The 17,690-nt window shown below is 63.5% G+C and carries 17 protein-coding genes; 14 read left to right on the top strand and 3 right to left on the bottom strand.

Features of this window, described 5'->3' with window-relative positions; all coding sequences use genetic code 11:
- Positions 1-14 precede the first annotated feature (14 nt).
- The 5 genes from NCS67_RS01410 (at position 15) to NCS67_RS01390 (ending at position 4,480) form a co-directional block, all read left to right on the top strand.
- Entirely contained in the window at positions 15-674 is a 660-nt protein-coding gene (locus tag NCS67_RS01410) for a paraquat-inducible protein A (protein ID WP_008351526.1), read from the top strand.
- Complete coding sequence (locus tag NCS67_RS01405; RefSeq protein ID WP_008351528.1) at positions 671-1,351, top strand: paraquat-inducible protein A; 681 nt, start codon at positions 671-673, stop codon at positions 1,349-1,351. The genes NCS67_RS01410 and NCS67_RS01405 overlap by 4 nt, the downstream gene beginning before the upstream one ends.
- Positions 1,344-3,023, top strand: coding sequence for a PqiB family protein (locus NCS67_RS01400; protein WP_250433672.1), 1,680 nt, complete (start codon positions 1,344-1,346; stop codon positions 3,021-3,023). Before NCS67_RS01405 ends, NCS67_RS01400 begins: the two co-directional genes overlap by 8 nt.
- On the top strand, positions 3,020-3,724 hold the full coding sequence (locus NCS67_RS01395) for a PqiC family protein (protein WP_008351532.1): 705 nt from the start codon (positions 3,020-3,022) through the stop codon (positions 3,722-3,724). The genes NCS67_RS01400 and NCS67_RS01395 overlap by 4 nt, the downstream gene beginning before the upstream one ends.
- A 144-nt stretch (positions 3,725-3,868) precedes the next feature.
- Entirely contained in the window at positions 3,869-4,480 is a 612-nt protein-coding gene (locus NCS67_RS01390; RefSeq protein WP_174447708.1) for a glutathione S-transferase C-terminal domain-containing protein, read from the top strand.
- A gap of 292 nt (positions 4,481-4,772) precedes the next feature.
- On the opposite strand, the gene NCS67_RS01385 is transcribed toward NCS67_RS01390, so the two are convergent.
- The 3 genes from NCS67_RS01385 to NCS67_RS01375 all read right to left on the bottom strand — a co-directional run bounded on the left by NCS67_RS01385 (position 4,773) and on the right by NCS67_RS01375 (position 7,109).
- The gene (locus NCS67_RS01385) at positions 4,773-5,330 is read right to left on the bottom strand and encodes a TetR/AcrR family transcriptional regulator (RefSeq protein ID WP_034470623.1); all 558 of its coding nucleotides are present in this window, start codon (positions 5,328-5,330) and stop codon (positions 4,773-4,775) included.
- 158 nt (positions 5,331-5,488) lie between these two features.
- Positions 5,489-6,619 carry a tRNA 2-thiouridine(34) synthase MnmA gene (gene mnmA, locus NCS67_RS01380; RefSeq protein WP_008351536.1) on the bottom strand — a complete coding sequence of 377 codons (1,131 nt, stop codon included), beginning with the start codon at positions 6,617-6,619 and terminating at the stop codon, positions 5,489-5,491.
- A gap of 7 nt (positions 6,620-6,626) precedes the next feature.
- Positions 6,627-7,109 (bottom strand): NUDIX hydrolase, encoded by a 483-nt coding sequence (locus tag NCS67_RS01375; protein ID WP_250433670.1) that lies wholly within the window; start codon positions 7,107-7,109, stop codon positions 6,627-6,629.
- A gap of 223 nt (positions 7,110-7,332) precedes the next feature.
- Here NCS67_RS01375 and NCS67_RS01370 point away from each other — a divergent pair, with 223 nt between their 5' ends.
- From NCS67_RS01370 to purH, 9 genes are all read left to right on the top strand, one after another.
- A complete protein-coding gene (locus NCS67_RS01370) occupies positions 7,333-8,478 on the top strand; it encodes a Re/Si-specific NAD(P)(+) transhydrogenase subunit alpha (RefSeq protein ID WP_250433668.1) in 1,146 nt (381 codons plus the stop codon).
- Positions 8,479-8,490: 12 nt separating this feature from the next.
- The gene (locus NCS67_RS01365; protein WP_008351539.1) at positions 8,491-8,811 is read left to right on the top strand and encodes an NAD(P) transhydrogenase subunit alpha part 2; all 321 of its coding nucleotides are present in this window, start codon (positions 8,491-8,493) and stop codon (positions 8,809-8,811) included.
- Positions 8,812-10,254, top strand: a complete 1,443-nt coding sequence (locus tag NCS67_RS01360) for an NAD(P)(+) transhydrogenase (Re/Si-specific) subunit beta (RefSeq protein WP_008351540.1) — start codon at positions 8,812-8,814, stop codon at positions 10,252-10,254.
- 153 nt (positions 10,255-10,407) lie between these two features.
- On the top strand, positions 10,408-11,712 hold the full coding sequence (locus NCS67_RS01355) for a THUMP domain-containing class I SAM-dependent RNA methyltransferase (RefSeq protein WP_033536536.1): 1,305 nt from the start codon (positions 10,408-10,410) through the stop codon (positions 11,710-11,712).
- A gap of 128 nt (positions 11,713-11,840) precedes the next feature.
- Entirely contained in the window at positions 11,841-13,238 is a 1,398-nt protein-coding gene (locus NCS67_RS01350; RefSeq protein WP_250433665.1) for an aminopeptidase P N-terminal domain-containing protein, read from the top strand.
- Positions 13,239-13,240: 2 nt separating this feature from the next.
- Complete coding sequence (locus NCS67_RS01345; protein ID WP_250433663.1) at positions 13,241-14,431, top strand: UbiH/UbiF/VisC/COQ6 family ubiquinone biosynthesis hydroxylase; 1,191 nt, start codon at positions 13,241-13,243, stop codon at positions 14,429-14,431.
- A gap of 214 nt (positions 14,432-14,645) precedes the next feature.
- Positions 14,646-15,740, top strand: coding sequence for a tRNA dihydrouridine synthase DusB (gene dusB / locus NCS67_RS01340; RefSeq protein WP_034470615.1), 1,095 nt, complete (start codon positions 14,646-14,648; stop codon positions 15,738-15,740).
- Positions 15,737-15,970, top strand: coding sequence for a Fis family transcriptional regulator (locus NCS67_RS01335; protein WP_008351548.1), 234 nt, complete (start codon positions 15,737-15,739; stop codon positions 15,968-15,970). Before dusB ends, NCS67_RS01335 begins: the two co-directional genes overlap by 4 nt.
- Positions 15,971-16,034: 64 nt before the next feature.
- Positions 16,035-17,600 carry a bifunctional phosphoribosylaminoimidazolecarboxamide formyltransferase/IMP cyclohydrolase gene (purH, locus tag NCS67_RS01330; RefSeq protein WP_250433661.1) on the top strand — a complete coding sequence of 522 codons (1,566 nt, stop codon included), beginning with the start codon at positions 16,035-16,037 and terminating at the stop codon, positions 17,598-17,600.
- The last annotated feature ends 90 nt before the right edge of the window (positions 17,601-17,690 follow it).

The following is a 17,690-nucleotide window of genomic DNA, read 5'->3' as shown; positions in this document are numbered from 1 at the left end:
GACCATGAACGCGAATGAACGCGAACGAATCCGATGACCTGATCGCGTGTCACGAATGCGACGCGCTCTTCCATAAACGTGCATTGCCTCGACGCACCTCGGCGAAATGCCCTCGCTGCGGATCGCTGCTCTATCGAAGCATCTCGTCGAACCTCGACAAGATCTCGGCGATGACGCTCGCCGCGCTCTTCACGTTCCTGATCGCGCAAGGCTTTCCCATCGTCGAGCTGGAGGCGAACGGCCTCACGTCGGAGACGACGCTCATCGGCGCGATCGTCGCGTTGTGGAACGAGCAGATGGAAATCATGGCGGTGCTCGTCTTCTGCTCGACCATCCTGTTTCCGTTGTGCGAACTCGTTGCCCTGCTCTACGTGCTGCTTCCGCTGCGTTCCGGTTACGTGCCGCCTGGCTTCAACGCAATCCTGCGGGGCATTCAGCTCGTGCGTCCGTGGGGCATGATCGAAGTCTTCATGCTCGGCGTGCTCGTCACGCTCGTGAAGATGGTGAGCATCGCGCGCGTGATTCCCGAAGCGGCGCTCTTCGCGTTCGGCGCGCTGACGCTCATGTTCGCCGTCGTCGTGAGCTTCGATCCGCGCGCGTTGTGGGACATCGCGGCAAGGCTCGGTCCGCGCGGATCGAAGCGCGTCACAACCACGGCGAGGCAAAAATCGTGAGCGATTCCATCGATCCGAAAACCGGCGAAGCGGCGCGCGAAACGCAGTTCATCACGGCGTCGCACGCGAATGTCGTGTCGTGTCATGCGTGCGGACTCGTGCAGCCGCTCGCGCACACCGTCGAGAAACAGCGCTGCACGCGCTGCGACGCCGTCGTGCACCGGCGTCATCCGGACAGCATCGCGCGTACGTGGGCACTGCTCATCAGCGCGGCGATTCTCTACATTCCGGCGAACCTCTTTCCGATCATGCATACGTCGTCGATTCTCGGTTCCGAGGACGACACCATCATGAGCGGTGTCGCGCTCTTCTGGAACGACGGCGACTATCCGCTCGCGGCGGTGATTTTCATCGCCAGCATTCTCGTGCCGATGCTCAAGCTCGTCACGCTCGCCTTTCTTACCATCAGCGTGCAGCGGCGCTCCACATGGCAGCCGCGTCAGCGCACGACGCTCTTTCGCATCGTCGAGGGCATCGGGCGCTGGTCGATGCTCGACGTCTTCGTCATCACGCTCACCATCGCGCTCGTGCGCTTCAAGTCGCTCGCCGTCATCACGCCGGGTCCGGGCGCGCTCGCGTTCGCGTCGGTGGTCGTGCTGACGATGATCGCGTCCATGCAATTCGACCCGCGCCTCATGTGGGACAACATCGAACCGTCAGGAAAGAAACATGACTAGTGCCCAAGGTCCGAACGACCCGAAGCAGCCCGCGCGGCCCGCCAGCAACGCCGGCAGCGGTAACGGGGACAAGGGCGGCCTCCCGCCGAACCTCCCCGAACCCGTGATCGAGCCGCGCAGCCGCTGGCTGCCCTCGCTCGTGTGGGTGATTCCGCTCGTCGCGGCGCTGATCGGCGTGATTCTCGTCGTGAAGACGGTGTCGAGCCGCGGACCGACCGTGACGATCAGCTTCGTTTCCGCGGAAGGCCTCGAGCCCGGCAAGACGAAAGTGAAGTTCAAGGACGTGGATATCGGCACGGTCAAGACGATCACGCTGTCGAAGGATCACGCGCGCGTGCTCGTCGACGTGCAGCTCACCAAGGAAGCCACCGATTTCGCCGTCAAGGACACGCGCTTCTGGATCGTGCGTCCGCGCGTTGCGGCAAGCGGCGTGACCGGCCTGTCGACGCTTTTGTCCGGCGCGTATATCGGCGTCGATGCGGGCAAGTCGACCGACGATGAGACTTATTTCGTCGGGCTCGAAACGCCACCCGCCGTCACCGGCGATCAGAAAGGCCATACCTTCACGCTGCACGGCGAATCGCTCGGCTCGCTCGATATCGGCTCGCCCGTCTATTACCGGCGCGTGCAGGTCGGCCAGGTCGTCGCGTTCTCGCTCGACAAGGACGGCACCGGCGTCACGCTGCAGGTATTCGTCACCGCGCCTTACGATCAGTACGTCGGCACCAACTCGCGCTGGTGGCATGCGAGCGGCGTCGATCTGCGGCTCGATTCGAGCGGCTTCACGCTCAACACGCAATCGCTCGCGACGGTCGTGCTCGGCGGCATCGCGTTCCAGACGCCGCCGAACCAGCAATCCGGCCCGCAGGCGCAAAACAACGCGACCTTCCGTCTGGCCGGCGATCAGTCCGACGCGATGCGCGATCCGGACGGCGAGGCCGTGCACGTCGTGATGAACTTCAATCAGTCGCTGCGCGGCCTGTCGGTCGGCGCGCCGGTCGATTTCCGCGGCATCGTGCTGGGGCAGGTCACGGGGATCGGCGTGCAATACGATCAGAAGTCGCATTCGTTCATGATGCCGGTCACGATCGACCTCTACCCGGATCGCCTCGGCAAGCGCGCGCGTCAGGCGCTGCCGGAGCAAGGTTCGGTGGCGAGCCAGGACATGCTGCAACTGCTCGTGAAGCGCGGGCTGCGCGGACAGTTGCGCACCGGCAACCTGCTGACGAGCCAGTTGTATGTCGCGCTCGACTTCTTCCCGAAAGCGCCGCCCGCGAAGGTCAGCGTTGGCAACGATCCGATCGAACTGCCGACCGTGCCGAACACGCTCGACGAGCTGCAGCTGCAGATCGCCGACATCGCGCGCAAGATCGACAAGATTCCGTTCGACGAGATCGGCACGAATCTGAACGGCTCGCTCAAGAACGCCAACGCGCTCTTCGACAAGATGGACAAGGAAGTCCTGCCGGAAATGCGCGACACGCTCACGCAGGCCAAGCAGACGTTCGGTCAGGCGCAATCGACGTTGCAGTCGGATTCGCCGCTTCAGTCGGACGTGCATCAGGCGCTGCAGGAACTCACGCGCACGCTGCAATCGCTCAACTCGCTCGCGGATTATCTGGAGCGCCATCCGGAATCGCTCTTGCGCGGAAAATCGGGAGATAAACCATGAAGTTCGGCTCGTTGATGTTGACTCTGAGCGCAGCGGCGATGCTCGCTGCCTGCGCCTCGCCGACGAGCCGTTTCTACACGCTCGGCGGCGGCGACGCGCGGCCCGTGCCGTCGACGCAGGCTTCGTTCTATTTCGAGCTTGCGCCCGTCGACATGCCGCAGCAGGTCGCGAAGAATCAGTTGGTGGTGCAGACGAGTCCCGCGCAGGTGCGCGTGCTCGAAGAGGAACGCTGGGCGTCGCTGCCGGGCGACGAAGTGCGGCGCGCACTCTCCGCCGATCTCACGCAGCAGCTCGGTGCGATCGACGTCTACGGCACGCCGCATCCGGAATCGGTGCCGGTATATCGCGTGAAGGTGAACGTGCAGCGCTTCGAATCGTGGCCGGGCGCGCAAGCGGTGATCGACGCCGTGTGGAGCGTGCGCGCCGCCGGATCCGATACGGTGCTGACATGCCGGACGCTCGCGCAGGAACGCGTCGGCTCCGGTTACGACGCGCTCGTCGACGGCCATCGCAAGGCGGTCGACGAACTCGCCGCCGCGATCTCCGCAGGTGTGCGCAGCCTCGGTTCCTTGCCGCACGCGACGGCGAGCGCGCCTTCGGCATCCGCGAAGGGCAAGAGCGGCGCCAGTTCCAAACCCGCCGCGGCGCCGGTGCTGCCGTGTCCGCCAATGGGCGCGGCAACCACTGCCAGCGCGCAGTGATCCATGACGCCCGGCGCGCGCCGGGCGCGCTTCATGTTGTCGGCAGGCGACATTGTCGGCCGCCGCTATCTCTAATTCGCCGATGGTTCGTGCGCGCCGGTTAAGATCGTCGACGCCCGCATTTCGAATCAACGTGAAAATTAGATGATGAAACTGATCGGTTCGCACCCCAGCCCATTCGTCCGCAAGGTGCGGATCGTCATGGCGGAAAAGAAGATCGACTGCGAACTGGTGCTCGAAGACGTCTGGGCATCCGATTCGAAGATCCACGACTACAACCCGCTCGGCAAAGTGCCGTGCCTCATTCTCGACGACGGCGAAGCGGTATTCGATTCGCGCGTCATCTGCGAGTTCGTGGACACGCTCACGCCGGTCGGCAAGCTGCTGCCGCAGGAGCGGCGCGAGCGCACCGAAGTGCGCTGCTGGGAAGCGCTCGCCGACGGCATGCTCGACGCCGCCGTGCTGATCCGTCTCGAAGGCGTGTTGCGCGAAGAGGAACATCGCAGCGACAAATGGATCGCGCGGCAACGTCACAAGATCGAAGACGGCTTGCGCGCGATGGCGCGCGGCATCGGCTCGAAGCAATGGTGCTCGGCGAATCGCTTCACGCTTGCGGATATCGCCTGCGGCTGCGCACTGGGCTATCTCGATTTCCGTATGCCCGATCTGAACTGGCGCGACGCACATCCGAATCTCGACAAGTATTACGCGCGTATTTCGCAGCGTCAGTCGTTCGTGGATACCGCGCCGGTCTGATTCCTTTCTTGGACCAAGCTCCCGCGCGCGGCGGGAGCTTCCGGCGCACTCGGAAGCGCAAAGTGAGATCGAAGATTATCTACTGCTAGATAGATCACCGGCGAAGGGCGCGATCGACCGATTCTCTCCCAAACCCCTTTTCTTCCTGAAACCATCGGTCCGCGTGCGGCGACATGGTTCGAACGACGAATCGGGTCAGAGAAATGCTCTATTCCGCCAAAATCTATCTACTCAACGGTAGATAATCAACGCCCAGTTCAGGGGTTTTTCACAAGGTTATCCACAGGCTTATCTACCGCCGAAATGCGTCTGCGACCTCTTCAAGCCGCGACCGCGTCTGAAACAGGCGGCATGCAAGCAAACTCCCCTGAAACGCTGCATACAAGGTGCGTGCCGCCGCTTCAGGCTTTCCGCCAGCGTCGAGCGTGTCTTGCGCTTCGCCTTCGGCCAGAACTTTCGCCAGCCAGGTTTCATTCGCCTTGTAGAACGATTGCACCGCGTGCCGTACTTTCTCCGGCAGCGACTCGATATCCGACGCAAGCATGCCGCACAGACAAATCTGATTGCCGTCGCCGATGATCCTTCCAAATAGCTTCGTATAGCGGTCGAGTTTCTTGTCGGCCGGGGCGGAGCTGTCGATCGCGTAGATCGTCGACATCACGTCGGCGCTATACGCATTGACCGCTTCGAGCGCGAGATCTTCCTTGGTCGGGAAATAATAGTGAATGCTCGACGTTTTCACGCCGACCAGTTCGGACAAATCGCGAAAACTGAAGCCGTTGTACCCGCGCGTCATCAACAGCGTCTGAGCGTGATCCAGTAAAGCGTCGCGTACCGTGTTCTTGTCCATTTCGCGTATCTCTGCAATTGTCCCTGCATTCGGTGTGCGTTAATTATCTACCACTAGATAGACGATCAAGCGACTGTTTCAAAAAAGTTTTTATCGGATCGATAGAAAAAAGCCCCGACCGAAGTCGGAGCTGATCGCTCGTTTGCCGCCGGAGATGCTCAACGCGCCGCAGCGAGCGCCGCAACTTGCGGCGACTCGTGCCCAGCCGCCGCGTGTTCGATGATTCCGCCACCCAGACACACGTCTTCCTGATACAGCACGGCGGATTGTCCCGGCGTCACGGCCCACTGTGCGTCGTCGAAATGAAGCGCGAAACGGCCATCGTCCGCGTTGGCGAAGCGGCACGCCGCATCCTGCTGCCGATAGCGCGTCTTCGCGCCGCACGCCGCGCCCTCTTCCGGCGCGAAACCCGCGACCCAGCTCGTGTTTCCGGCCACGAGCGTCGGCGACAGCAGCCACGGATGATCGTGCCCCTGCACGACGTAGAGCGTGTTCGACGCCATGTCCTTGCCCGCGACGAACCACGGTTCGCCGCTGCCGTCTTTCGCGCCGCCGATGCCGATGCCCTTTCTCTGCCCGAATGTGTAGAACGCAAGCCCGATATGCTCGCCGACGATCTTGCCTTCGGCCGTCTTCATGGGGCCGGGCTTTGTCGGCAGATAGCGGTTCAGGAATTCGCGGAACGGCCGCTCGCCGATGAAGCAGATGCCGGTCGAATCCTTCTTTTTGGCGTTCGGCAGGCCGATTTGCGCGGCGATCTCGCGCACTTTCGTCTTCGGGATTTCGCCGAGCGGAAAGAGCGTCTTCGACAGTTGCGCCTGATTCAATCGATGCAGAAAGTACGACTGATCCTTCGTCGAATCCGTTGCCTTGAGCAACTGGAAAAGTCCATCGCGCTCGCGCACGCGCGCGTAATGTCCCGTCGCGATGGTTTCCGCGCCGAGCGACATCGCGTGATCGAGGAACGCCTTGAACTTGATTTCGGCGTTGCAAAGCACGTCCGGATTGGGCGTGCGGCCGGCCGAATATTCGCGCAGAAACTCGGCGAACACGCGGTCCTTGTATTCGGCGGCGAAGTTGACCGCTTCGACATCGATGCCGATCAAATCCGCGACGGAAACGACGTCGATCCAGTCCTGACGCGTCGAACAGTATTCGCCGTCGTCGTCGTCTTCCCAGTTCTTCATGAAGAGGCCGACGACGTCGTAGCCCTGTTCCTTCAGAAGCCATGCCGTTACGGACGAATCTACGCCGCCCGACATGCCCACCACTACTCGTTTCTTGCTCATAGGGATATCACGCCCGCACCACCGGCGCGACCGAATGCGTATGGATGAAATCGAGCGGGACGCGCCGCCCGGATAAATAATCGTCGACACACTTCATCACGAGCGGCGTCCGATGCCGGTCGACCGATGCGCGCAGTTCGTCGGCGCTGAGCCACATCGCGCGCACGATGCCTTCGTCGAGCGCGCGGCCTGTTTCTTCGCCGAGCGACTTGCCGCAAAACGTGAAACGCAAATACGTGACGTCGCGCCCCGGCCGCGCGAAGTGCGTCATATACGCGCCGACGATTGCCTCCGGCTCGAAGCGATGCGCCGTTTCTTCGAGCGCCTCGCGGACCACGGCATCGACGAGCGTTTCGCCCGCTTCGAGATGACCGGCCGGTTGGTTGATTCGCAGCCCTGCCGACGTGTGCTCCTCGATGACGAGGAAACGACCATCCTTTTCGATGATGGCAGCCACCGTAACGTGGGGGGCCCAAGTGTCTGATTTCATGGTGAGATATTTTACCGTCCTCGCACAGATCTCGCGCACGCGGACTAAGGGAAAGCGCTGACTGTGGCAAAACGGAACGGGTGCCGGATCGGATTCTTGCGCGTGCAATCTTCGGTTACAGTTGAGATAGCCGTCAGTTCCAGCATTTGAAATAAAACTCAGCCTTAAGCCTTCCTAAGCCTTGCCCGGGCGAAAAAGGCAACAAAGACAGGAGGATTACAAGATGCACATTGGAGTGCCTGCTGAAACGCGGGCGAACGAGGCGCGCGTCGCCGCCACGCCCGAAACGGTCAAAAAGCTCGTCACGCAAGGACATCGTGTTTCTGTCCAGAGCGGCGCGGGCTTGCCGGCAAGCTATATCGACGATGCGTTCGCGCAAGCAGGCGCGGATCTCGTCGATGCCGCCACGGCCTTTTCCGCCGAGATCGTCCTCAAGGTGCAATCGCCGAGCGAAAGCGAACTGGCGATGCTCAAGCCGGGCGCCGTGCTCATCGGCATGCTCGATCCTTTCAATACAGAGAACACCGCGCGGCTCGCGTCGGCGGGCGTCACTGCGTTCGCGCTCGAAGCCGCGCCACGCACGACGCGCGCGCAGAGTCTCGACGTGCTGTCTTCGCAGGCGAACATCGCCGGATACAAGGCCGTGCTGATGGCCTGCCAGTATTACCAGCGCTTCATGCCGATGCTGATGACCGCCGCCGGCACCGTGAAAGCGGCGCGCGTGCTCGTGCTCGGCGCAGGCGTCGCGGGCTTGCAGGCAATCGCGACGGCCAAGCGTCTGGGCGCGGTCGTCGAAGCATCCGATGTGCGTCCGGCGGTTAAGGAGCAGATCGAATCGCTCGGCGCGAAGTTCGTCGACGTGCCGTTCGAAACCGATGAGGAACGCGAAGCGGCGGAAGGCGTCGGCGGTTACGCGCGCCCGATGCCGCCGAGCTGGCTCGCGCGGCAATCGGCGCAGGTGCACGAACGTGCGAAGGCGGCGGACATTGTCATCTCGACGGCGCTGATTCCCGGCCGCCCCGCGCCGACGCTGATTTCTGTCGAAACGGTGAAGCACATGAAGCCGGGCTCCGTGATCGTCGATCTCGCCGCCGGACGCGGTCCCGAGTTCGAGGGCAGGAAAGGCGGCAACTGTCCGCTCACCGAAGTCGACACGGTGGTGATGAAGCACGGCGTGCATATCGTCGGCCACACGAATCTCGCTTCGATGGTCGGCGCCGATGCCTCCGCGCTCTACGCCCGCAATCTTCTCGACTTCCTGAAGCTGATCATCACGAAGGAAGGCACGCTCAACATCGATCTCGCGGACGATATCGTCGCGGCCACGCTCCAGTGCCGCAACGGACAACTCGCCCGCGCCACGGCCTGAACGGAGACGCACATGGACGTCATCAATCACACGGTGATCAACCTCATCATCTTCGTGCTGGCCATTTACGTCGGCTACCACGTCGTGTGGAACGTCACGCCCGCGCTGCATACGCCGCTCATGGCCGTGACCAACGCGATTTCGGCGATCGTCATCGTCGGCGCGATGCTGGCTGTCGGCCTGACGGTCGGCGCGGCGGGCAAGTTCTTCGGCACGCTCGCGGTGCTGCTCGCGGCCGTGAACGTGTTCGGCGGCTTTCTCGTCACACGGCGAATGCTCGAGATGTTCAAGAAGAAAGAGCCCAAGAAGATCACGAGCAAGGAGGGCGCGTAAATGAGCCTTAACGTCGTTACTCTCCTGTATCTCATCGCCTCGGTGTGCTTCATTCAGGCGTTGAAGGGCTTGTCGAATCCGAAGACCGCGCGCATCGGCAATACGTTCGGCATGGCGGGCATGGCGATCGCCATTCTCACCACGCTCGCGCTGATCGTGAAGCAGGCCGCGTTTCTCGAAGCGAATCTCGCGCTCGGGCTGTCGCTGCTGTTCGTCGCGCTGATCATCGGCGGCGGCGCGGGCGCGTACATCGCGGCAAAAGTCGAGATGACGAAGATGCCCGAGCTCGTCGCGGCGATGCACTCGCTGATCGGTCTCGCGGCTGTCTGCATCGCCTATGGTGTCGTGGCGGAGCCCGCCGCGTTCGGGCTCGCACCGCTCGGCGAGCCGATTCCGTATGGCAATCGGGTCGAGTTGTTCATCGGCACGTTTGTCGGCGCGATCACGTTCTCGGGCTCGGTCATCGCGTTCGGGAAGCTCTCGGGCAAGTACAAGTTCCGGCTCTTTCAGGGCGCGCCGGTCACGTACTCGGGACAGCATCTGATCAACCTGCTGCTCGCCATCGCGATGATCGGCTTCGGCGTGATCTTCATGCTCACCGAATCGTGGCTGCCGTTCATCATCATGACGATCATCGCGTTCGCGCTGGGCGTGCTCATCATCATTCCGATCGGCGGCGCGGACATGCCCGTGGTCGTGTCGATGCTGAACTCGTACTCGGGCTGGGCGGCGGCGGGCATCGGCTTCTCGCTGAACAATCCGATGCTGATCATCGCGGGTTCGCTCGTCGGCTCGTCGGGTGCGATTCTGTCGTACATCATGTGCAAGGCAATGAACCGCTCGTTCTTCAACGTGATTCTCGGCGGCTTCGGCGGCGAGGCGGGCGGTGCGGCGGCGGGCGGATCGACGGAGCAGCGCCCCGTCAAATCCGGTTCCGCCGATGACGCCGCGTTCATGCTCGGCAACGCGGAAAGCGTGGTGATCGTGCCGGGTTACGGCCTCGCGGTCGCGCGCGCGCAGCACGCGTTGAAGGAGCTGACCGACAAGCTCGTCGAGAAAGGCATCGATGTGCGGTACGCGATTCACCCCGTCGCGGGGCGGATGCCGGGGCACATGAACGTGCTGCTGGCGGAAGCCGAAGTGCCGTACGAGATGGTTCAGGAGATGGAGGACATCAATAGCGAGTTCGGTCAGACGGACGTGGTGCTCGTGCTCGGCGCGAACGACGTCGTCAACCCGGCCGCGAAGACCGATCCGAAATCGCCGATCGCGGGGATGCCGATTCTCGAAGCGTACAAGGCTCGGACGATCATCGTGAACAAACGGTCGATGGCGGCAGGTTACGCCGGCCTCGACAACGAACTGTTCTATATGGACAAGACGATGATGGTGTTCGGGGACGCGAAGAAGGTGGTCGAGGAGATGATGAAGGCGGTGGATTAGGCGCCAAGCCGGTTCGAATCCCCCGAACCGATCGCGCCAGCTTCCGCATTCGAGGAAGCTGGCGCTTTCTTTTTCCGGCAACGAAACCGCACCGCATGCCAGCTGTAACACCCCGCGTACAATACCGCCTTTACACGTCCGAAAAAGCACCACATGGCCTCCCCCCTCTTCGACTGGTTCGTCCCCTGCCCGCGCGGTCTCGAAGCACCGCTTGCCGCCGAGTTGGCGGAGATCGGGGAAAGGCACGTGGCCGACGCGCCCCTTTCCGGCGGCGGATCGCTGATCGTCGGCACGCAAGTGCCCGGCGGCGTGCACTTTCGGGGCGGTTGGGTCGCGGGCATGGCGGCGAATCTGCATTCGCGCATCGCGAGCCGCGTGCTTCTCAAAGTCGCGCAAGGCCCCTATCGCAACGAGCAAGACATCTACGAACTCACGCATCGTCAGCGCTGGGAGCAATGGTTCACGCCCAGCCAGACGATGCGCGTCGATCTCACCGCAATCAAATCGCCGGTGAAAAGCCTCGAATTCACGACGCTGCGCGTGAAGGACGCCGTCTGCGATCGCCTGCGCGACGTGGCCGGGGCGCGCCCGAGCATCGACACCGCCCAGCCCGACGTCCGCGTGTTCGCGTTCCTCACGCTGAACGAGTGCACGCTCTATCTCGATACCTCCGGCGAGCCGCTCTTCAAACGCGGCTGGCGCCTGGACAAGGGCGCCGCGCCGCTGCGCGAGAATCTCGCCGCGGGCATTCTGCGCCTGACCGGATGGACGCCCGGCACGCCGCTCTTCGACCCGATGTGCGGCAGCGGCACCTTCCTCGCCGAAGCCGCACAAACGGCGCTCAACATCGCGCCGGGCAACGATCGGCGCTTCGGCTTCGAAAAGCTGAAGCCGTTCCATCCCGGCATGTGGCAGAAGCTCAAGACGGCCGCGCTCGAACAACGCCGCGCCGCGCGTGCGTCGCAAGCCGAGTTGAGCATCTTCGGCAGCGACATTTCCGGCGACATGCTCGAAAAAGCGCGCGCGAACCTGACCCGCGCGGGCATCACCGACCTTTCGCTCAAGCAAGTCGATGCCCGCAATATGGTCCCGCCGACCGACGCGCCCGGCATTCTGATCGCGAATCCGCCGTACGGCGAACGTATCGAAGTGCGCGGACGCGGCCCGCGCGGCGAAATTCGCGATACGGCGCGCTCCCGCCGCGAAGACGAGGACGCCTTCGCCCGCGCGCAACCCGATCCGGCCGACACCGAGTTCTTCGTCTCCTTCGGCAACGCGCTCAAACAGCGCTTTCCGGGATGGCGCGCCTACGTGCTCACGTCCGACCGCAAGTTGCCGGGCTTGCTGCGGCTGCGCGAATCGACGAAAACGCCGCTTTTCAACGGCGCGCTCGAATGCCGCCTGTTTCGCTTCGATCTGATCGCGGGCAGCGTGCGCAATCGTCCCGCTGGCGAATGAGTATGCGGCGCGGTCACTCGCCGCGCCACTAGGCCGAATGGCATAGGCAAATTCACGCGTCGCCGTCGTTTTGGCCTATGTCGAATGGCCGAGTGCGCGCATCGTGAAGCCGGCGCTACAATCGGCGCATGAACTCAACGACCGAACTCGCCAGCCCCATCGCCGTCGACATTTACCGTGCGCGTCGCGAGCGCGTGCTCGCCGCGTTGCGTGCACGCGGCGGCGGCGTCGCCATCGTGCCGACCGCGCCGGAAGTCCTGCGCAACCGCGACACGGACTACCCTTTCCGTCACGACAGCTACTTCTACTATCTGACGGGCTTCAACGAACCCGAAGCGACGCTCGTGCTGAACGCGAGCGCGCAGGATGGCGAGCCCGTGTCGATGCTTTTTTGTCGCGAGAAGAACGCGGAGCGCGAAACCTGGGAAGGCTTCCGCTTCGGCCCCGACGCCGCGCGCGACGCTTTCGGCTTCGACGCCGCGTTTGCCATCGATTCGATCGACCAGGAGATGCCGCGCCTGATCGCCGACAAGCCCGCGCTTCACTACGCGCTCGGCACATCGGCGGAACTGGATGCCCGGGTGCGCGCCTGGCTCGCCGCCGTGCGCGCGCAAAGCCGCACCGGCGTGCGCGCTCCCGCCCGCGCGGAGAACCTGCTGCCGGTTCTCGACGAAATGCGCCTCGTGAAAGACGCGCACGAAATCTCGATCATGCGCCGCGCGGCATCGATCTCCGCCGAAGCGCACCGTCGCGCGATGCGCGCGTGCCGCCCGGGCATGCGCGAGTACGAAATCGAAGCCGAATTGCTGTACACGTTCCGCCGCCACGGCGCGCAGTCGCCGGCGTATGGATCGATCGTCGCGGCGGGCGCGAACACCTGCGTGCTGCACTATCCGGCTGGCAACGCGATCGCGCGCGACGGCGACCTGATTCTCATCGACGCCGCGTGCGAACTGGACGGCTACGCATCCGACATCACGCGCACGTTCCCCGCTAGCGGCCGTTTCACTACGGCGCAGCGCGAACTGTACGAAATCGTGCTCGCCGCGCAAGCCGCGGCCATCGATGCCACACGCGCCGGCGTCAGCTTCGACGCGCCGCATCAGGCTGCGTTGAAAGTGCTGTCGCAAGGCCTGCTCGATACCGGCATCCTCGACAAGGCGAAGTTCGGCAGCGTCGACGACGTCCTCGCGCAACGTGCCTACGCGCGCTTCTATATGCATCGCACGGGACACTGGATCGGCATGGACGTGCACGACGCGGGCGAATACCGCGAAGCCGACGGCCCGCTCGACGAGCAAGGCGCACGACCATGGCGCGCGCTCGCGCCCGGCATGGCGCTCACGATCGAGCCGGGTCTCTACGTGCGCGCCGCCGAAGACGTGCCGGAACAATATTGGAATATCGGCATTCGCATCGAGGACGACGCAATCGTCACCGAAAACGGCTGCGAGTTGCTCACGCGCGAAGTGCCCGTCGCCGCCGACGAAATCGAAGCGCTGATGCGCGAATCAAACGCAAATTGACCATGAGCGACGTTCAAGGCATCGAACCGCATTTCGATTACGACATCGCCATCGTCGGCGCGGGGCCGGTCGGGCTCGCGCTCGCCGGCTGGCTTGCCCGGCGCAGCGCGACGTCACGGCTGTCCATCGCGCTGATCGACGCGCGCACGCCCGCAGCCGCCGCCAACGATCCGCGTGCGCTCGCGCTTTCGCACGGAAGCCGCGTGATGCTGCAACCGCTCGGCTTTCCGGGCGATGCCACGCCGATCCGCCGCATCCATGTCTCGCAGCGCGGGTATTTCGGCCGCACGTTGATCGAGCACGACGAGCACGAGTTGCCCGAACTGGGCTACGTGGTGCGCTACGGTTCGCTCGTCGGCGCGCTCGCCGATGCGGTACGCGCAACGAAGGTCGACTGGCTCACTGACACGTCCGCGCTCGCGCCGCTGCAGGACAACGACGGCGTCACCTTGCCGCTGCAATCGGCGCAAGGCGAGCGCTCCGTCCGCGTGAGAGTGCTCGTGAACGCGGAAGGCGGTCTTTATCAGAAAGGCGAGTCATCCGATGAGCGCCGCGCGCGCGATTACGGGCAAACGGCCATCGTGGGCACGGTAAGCGTGTCCGATCCGCGCGCGAATGTCGCGTGGGAGCGCTTCACGCCGGAAGGGCCGATCGCGCTTTTGCCGTGCGGCGGCCAGCGTCACGCGGATTATTCGCTCGTCTGGTGCTGCTCGCCCGACGAAGCCGCGCGCCGCATGCAGCTCGACGACGACACTTTCCTCGCCGAACTCGGCGCTGCGTTCGGCACGCGCATGGGCCGTTTCACGCGCATCGCGTCACGCGCGGCGTTTCCGCTCGGGCTGACCGCGCTCGACGTGCTCGTCGACCGGCGCACCGTCGCGATCGGCAATGCCGCGCAGACGCTGCATCCGGTTGCCGGACAGGGCCTGAATCTCGGCCTGCGCGACGCGCTCGCGCTCACCGACGCGCTGTCCGCCGACGGTCCCCGGCCGCTCGCGCTCGCCCGTTTCGCGCAGCGCCGTGCGCTGGACCGGCGCCTGACGATCGGCGCCACCGATACGCTCGCGCGCATCTTCACGGTCGATTTCCCGCCGTTTGCGGCGATGCGCGGTCTCGCGCTGACCGCTCTCGAATTCCTTCCGCCGGTAAAAACGGCCCTCGCCCGTCAGATGATGTTCGGTCAAAGGCGCTGATCGAGCACGAAAAAAGGGCAATCGTCCAGGCGAAGTCCGGGAACTTATCCTCTATGGCCGGCCGTTCTTTCATAGAAGATTTAATGACTTGCACGCGATTGCTCTTAATTTCAGCACGCTCTTCGCGTTAAAATAGCTGTTTCCCCTTCAGCAACGTTGCATCCGCCTGACGCGGCTTCTCGCCGGCACCGACAGCGCGGATCGTTTAGCCTTCATGCCCACAATCGGTTCACACGTCCTGCGCAATAACCTGTTCGTCGCACCGATGGCAGGCGTCACCGACCGCCCGTTCCGGCAGCTCTGCAAGCGCATGGGCGCGGGCTACGCGGTGTCGGAGATGGTCGCGTCGAACGCGCAGTTGTGGAAGAGCGAGAAGACCATGCGCCGCGCCAACCATGCGGGCGAGGTCGAGCCGATTTCCGTGCAGATCGCGGGCGCGGATCCGCAGATGCTCGCCGAGGCCGCGCGCCACAACGTCGCGAACGGCGCGCAGATCATCGACATCAATATGGGCTGCCCGGCGAAGAAGGTCTGCAACGTGGCCGCGGGTTCCGCGCTGCTGCAGAACGAGCCGCTGGTCGCGCGCATCGTGGAGGCCGTCGTCCAGGCGGTCGGCGTGGGGCCGGACGCGGTGCCGGTCACGCTCAAGATTCGCACGGGCTGGAATCGCGAGAACAAGAACGCGCTGACCATCGCGCGGATCGCGCAGGAAGCCGGCATTTCGATGCTCACCGTCCACGGCCGCACGCGCGCCGATCTCTACAAGGGCGACGCGGAGTACGAAACCATCGCGGCAGTGAAGGCGTCGGTGAAGATTCCGGTGGTCGCGAACGGCGACATCACCACGCCCGAGAAAGCGCGCGACGTGCTCGCCGCCACGCACGCCGACGCCATCATGATCGGCCGCGCGGCGCAGGGCCGTCCGTGGCTCTTTCGCGAGATCGAACACTTTCTGAATACCGGCGAGCGCCTGCCGCCGCCGCGCATCGACGAGATCCAGCAGGTGATGAACGAGCACCTCGAAGATCACTACGCCTTTTATGGGGAATTCACGGGCGTTCGGACTGCGCGCAAGCATATCGGCTGGTACACTCGCGGCCTTTCCGGCGCCAACACCTTCCGGCACCGGATGAATACGCTGGACACGACCAAAGAACAATTGCTCGCTGTCAACGAATTCTTTGACGCGCAAAAGGCGTTGTCGGACCGTCTCGTCTATGTGGACGAGGCCGGTGACGCCGAGGACGCGGACGGGGAAGAATCGTGCGGCGGGCTCAACAACACGACAGACCGACTGATTGCCGCATGAGCAGACATAACATCGAACAATGCGTCCGCCAGAGCCTCGACAACTATTTTCAGGACCTGGACGGCTCCAACCCGCACGACGTGTACGACATGGTGATTTCGTGCGTGGAAAAACCGATGCTCGAAGTGGTGCTCGAGCAGGCGGGCGGAAACCAATCGCTCGCGGCCGAGTATCTCGGCATCAACCGCAACACCTTACGCAAGAAGCTTCAGCAGCACGGATTGATTTGATTCATCGGACTGAGGCGCGCGCCTTGGTCCGGCCTGGTTTCCCTTTTCGGTTTCAGTGTTCATCATGATCAAGCAAGCGCTCCTCTCCGTTTCCGACAAATCCGGCATCGTCGATTTCGCCAAATCGCTGTCGGCGCTTGGCGTCAAGCTCCTTTCGACCGGCGGCACGGCGAAACTGCTCGCCGACGCGGGCCTGCCCGTGACCGAAGTCGCCGATTACACCGGCTTTCCGGAAATGCTCGACGGGCGCGTGAAGACGCTGCATCCGAAGGTTCACGGCGGCATTCTCGCGCGCCGCGACCTGCCCGAGCACATGGCCGCGCTGGAAAAGCACGACATTCCGACCATCGATCTGCTGGTGGTGAATCTGTATCCGTTCGTGCAGACGGTCTCGAAGGAAGAGTGCTCGCTGGAAGACGCGATCGAGAACATCGACATCGGCGGTCCGACGATGCTGCGCTCGGCGGCGAAGAATCATCGCGACGTGACGGTCGTCGTCGATCCGGCCGATTACGCCGCCGTCCTCGACGAGATGCGCGCAAACGGCAACAACGTCGGCTACAAGACGAATTTCCGTCTCGCGACGAAAGTCTTCGCGCACACCGCGCAGTACGACGGCGCGATCACGAACTATCTGACGAGCCTGACCGAAGAGCTGCAGCATTCGAGCCGCAATACGTATCCGGCGACGTTCAATCTCGCGTTCGAGAAAGTGCAGGATTTGCGTTACGGCGAGAATCCGCATCAGAACGCGGCCTTTTATCGCGATCTGAGCGTGCCGGCCGGCGCGCTCGCGAACTACGAGCAGTTGCAGGGCAAGGAACTGTCGTACAACAACATCGCAGATTCGGACGCCGCGTGGGAATGCGTGAAGACGTTCGACGCGCCGGCGTGCGTCATCATCAAGCACGCGAATCCGTGCGGCGTGGCGCTCGGCGCGAATGCGGCCGAAGCGTATTCGAAGGCGTTCCAGACGGACCCGACTTCGGCGTTCGGCGGCATCATCGCGTTCAATCGTGAAGTGGACGAAGCGGCGGCGCAGGCTGTCGCGAAGCAGTTCGTCGAAGTGCTGATCGCGCCGTCGTTCAGCGAGGCGGCGCGCGCCGTGTTCGCGGCGAAGCAGAACGTGCGCCTCTTGCAGATCGCGCTCGGCGACGGCCACAACGCGTTCGATCTGAAGCGCGTCGGCGGCGGTCTGCTCGTGCAATCGCTCGATGCGAAGAACGTGCAGCCGCACGAATTGCGCGTCGTGACGAAGCGTCATCCGACGCCGAAGGAAATGGACGATCTGATGTTCGCGTGGCGCGTCGCGAAGTTCGTGAAGTCAAACGCGATCGTGTTCTGCGCGAACGGCATGACGATGGGCGTCGGCGCAGGCCAGATGAGCCGCGTGGATTCGGCGCGCATCGCGGGCATCAAGGCGCAGAACGCCGGTCTGACGCTGAACGGTTCGGCGGTGGCATCGGATGCGTTCTTCCCGTTCCGCGACGGCCTCGATGTCGTCGTGAACGCGGGCGCCACCTGCGTGATCCAGCCAGGCGGATCGATGCGCGATGACGAAGTGATCGCCGCCGCCGACGAGCACAACATCACGATGATTTTCACGGGCACGCGTCATTTCCGCCATTGATCGCGGCCGCTTCATTTAAGATTGGCCTGTTTGCGCTTCGAACGGCGCAAACAGGCCTTTTTAGTTTCAACGAGCCGCGAAACGCGAACG

Origin of the sequence: Caballeronia sp. ATUFL_F2_KS9A (assembly GCF_023630765.1) — a bacterium.
Classification (GTDB): Bacteria; Pseudomonadota; Gammaproteobacteria; order Burkholderiales; family Burkholderiaceae; genus Caballeronia; species Caballeronia zhejiangensis.
This window is presented reverse-complemented; position numbering and strand designations above follow the sequence as displayed.

What these genes read in the sequence shown, in the direction of transcription:
- NCS67_RS01410 (WP_008351526.1), top strand. Translation starts at nt 15, where the DNA reads ATGAACGCGAACGAATCCGATGACCTGATCGCGTGTCACGAATGCGAC.
- NCS67_RS01400 (WP_250433672.1), top strand. Translation starts at nt 1,344, where the DNA reads ATGACTAGTGCCCAAGGTCCGAACGACCCGAAGCAGCCCGCGCGGCCC.
- NCS67_RS01395 (WP_008351532.1), top strand. Translation starts at nt 3,020, where the DNA reads ATGAAGTTCGGCTCGTTGATGTTGACTCTGAGCGCAGCGGCGATGCTC.
- NCS67_RS01390 (WP_174447708.1), top strand. Translation starts at nt 3,869, where the DNA reads ATGATGAAACTGATCGGTTCGCACCCCAGCCCATTCGTCCGCAAGGTG.
- NCS67_RS01385 (WP_034470623.1), bottom strand. Translation starts at nt 5,330, where the DNA reads ATGGACAAGAACACGGTACGCGACGCTTTACTGGATCACGCTCAGACG.
- mnmA (WP_008351536.1), bottom strand. Translation starts at nt 6,619, where the DNA reads ATGAGCAAGAAACGAGTAGTGGTGGGCATGTCGGGCGGCGTAGATTCG.
- NCS67_RS01375 (WP_250433670.1), bottom strand. Translation starts at nt 7,109, where the DNA reads ATGAAATCAGACACTTGGGCCCCCCACGTTACGGTGGCTGCCATCATC.
- NCS67_RS01370 (WP_250433668.1), top strand. Translation starts at nt 7,333, where the DNA reads ATGCACATTGGAGTGCCTGCTGAAACGCGGGCGAACGAGGCGCGCGTC.
- NCS67_RS01365 (WP_008351539.1), top strand. Translation starts at nt 8,491, where the DNA reads ATGGACGTCATCAATCACACGGTGATCAACCTCATCATCTTCGTGCTG.
- NCS67_RS01360 (WP_008351540.1), top strand. Translation starts at nt 8,812, where the DNA reads ATGAGCCTTAACGTCGTTACTCTCCTGTATCTCATCGCCTCGGTGTGC.
- NCS67_RS01355 (WP_033536536.1), top strand. Translation starts at nt 10,408, where the DNA reads ATGGCCTCCCCCCTCTTCGACTGGTTCGTCCCCTGCCCGCGCGGTCTC.
- NCS67_RS01350 (WP_250433665.1), top strand. Translation starts at nt 11,841, where the DNA reads ATGAACTCAACGACCGAACTCGCCAGCCCCATCGCCGTCGACATTTAC.
- NCS67_RS01345 (WP_250433663.1), top strand. Translation starts at nt 13,241, where the DNA reads ATGAGCGACGTTCAAGGCATCGAACCGCATTTCGATTACGACATCGCC.
- dusB (WP_034470615.1), top strand. Translation starts at nt 14,646, where the DNA reads ATGCCCACAATCGGTTCACACGTCCTGCGCAATAACCTGTTCGTCGCA.
- NCS67_RS01335 (WP_008351548.1), top strand. Translation starts at nt 15,737, where the DNA reads ATGAGCAGACATAACATCGAACAATGCGTCCGCCAGAGCCTCGACAAC.
- purH (WP_250433661.1), top strand. Translation starts at nt 16,035, where the DNA reads ATGATCAAGCAAGCGCTCCTCTCCGTTTCCGACAAATCCGGCATCGTC.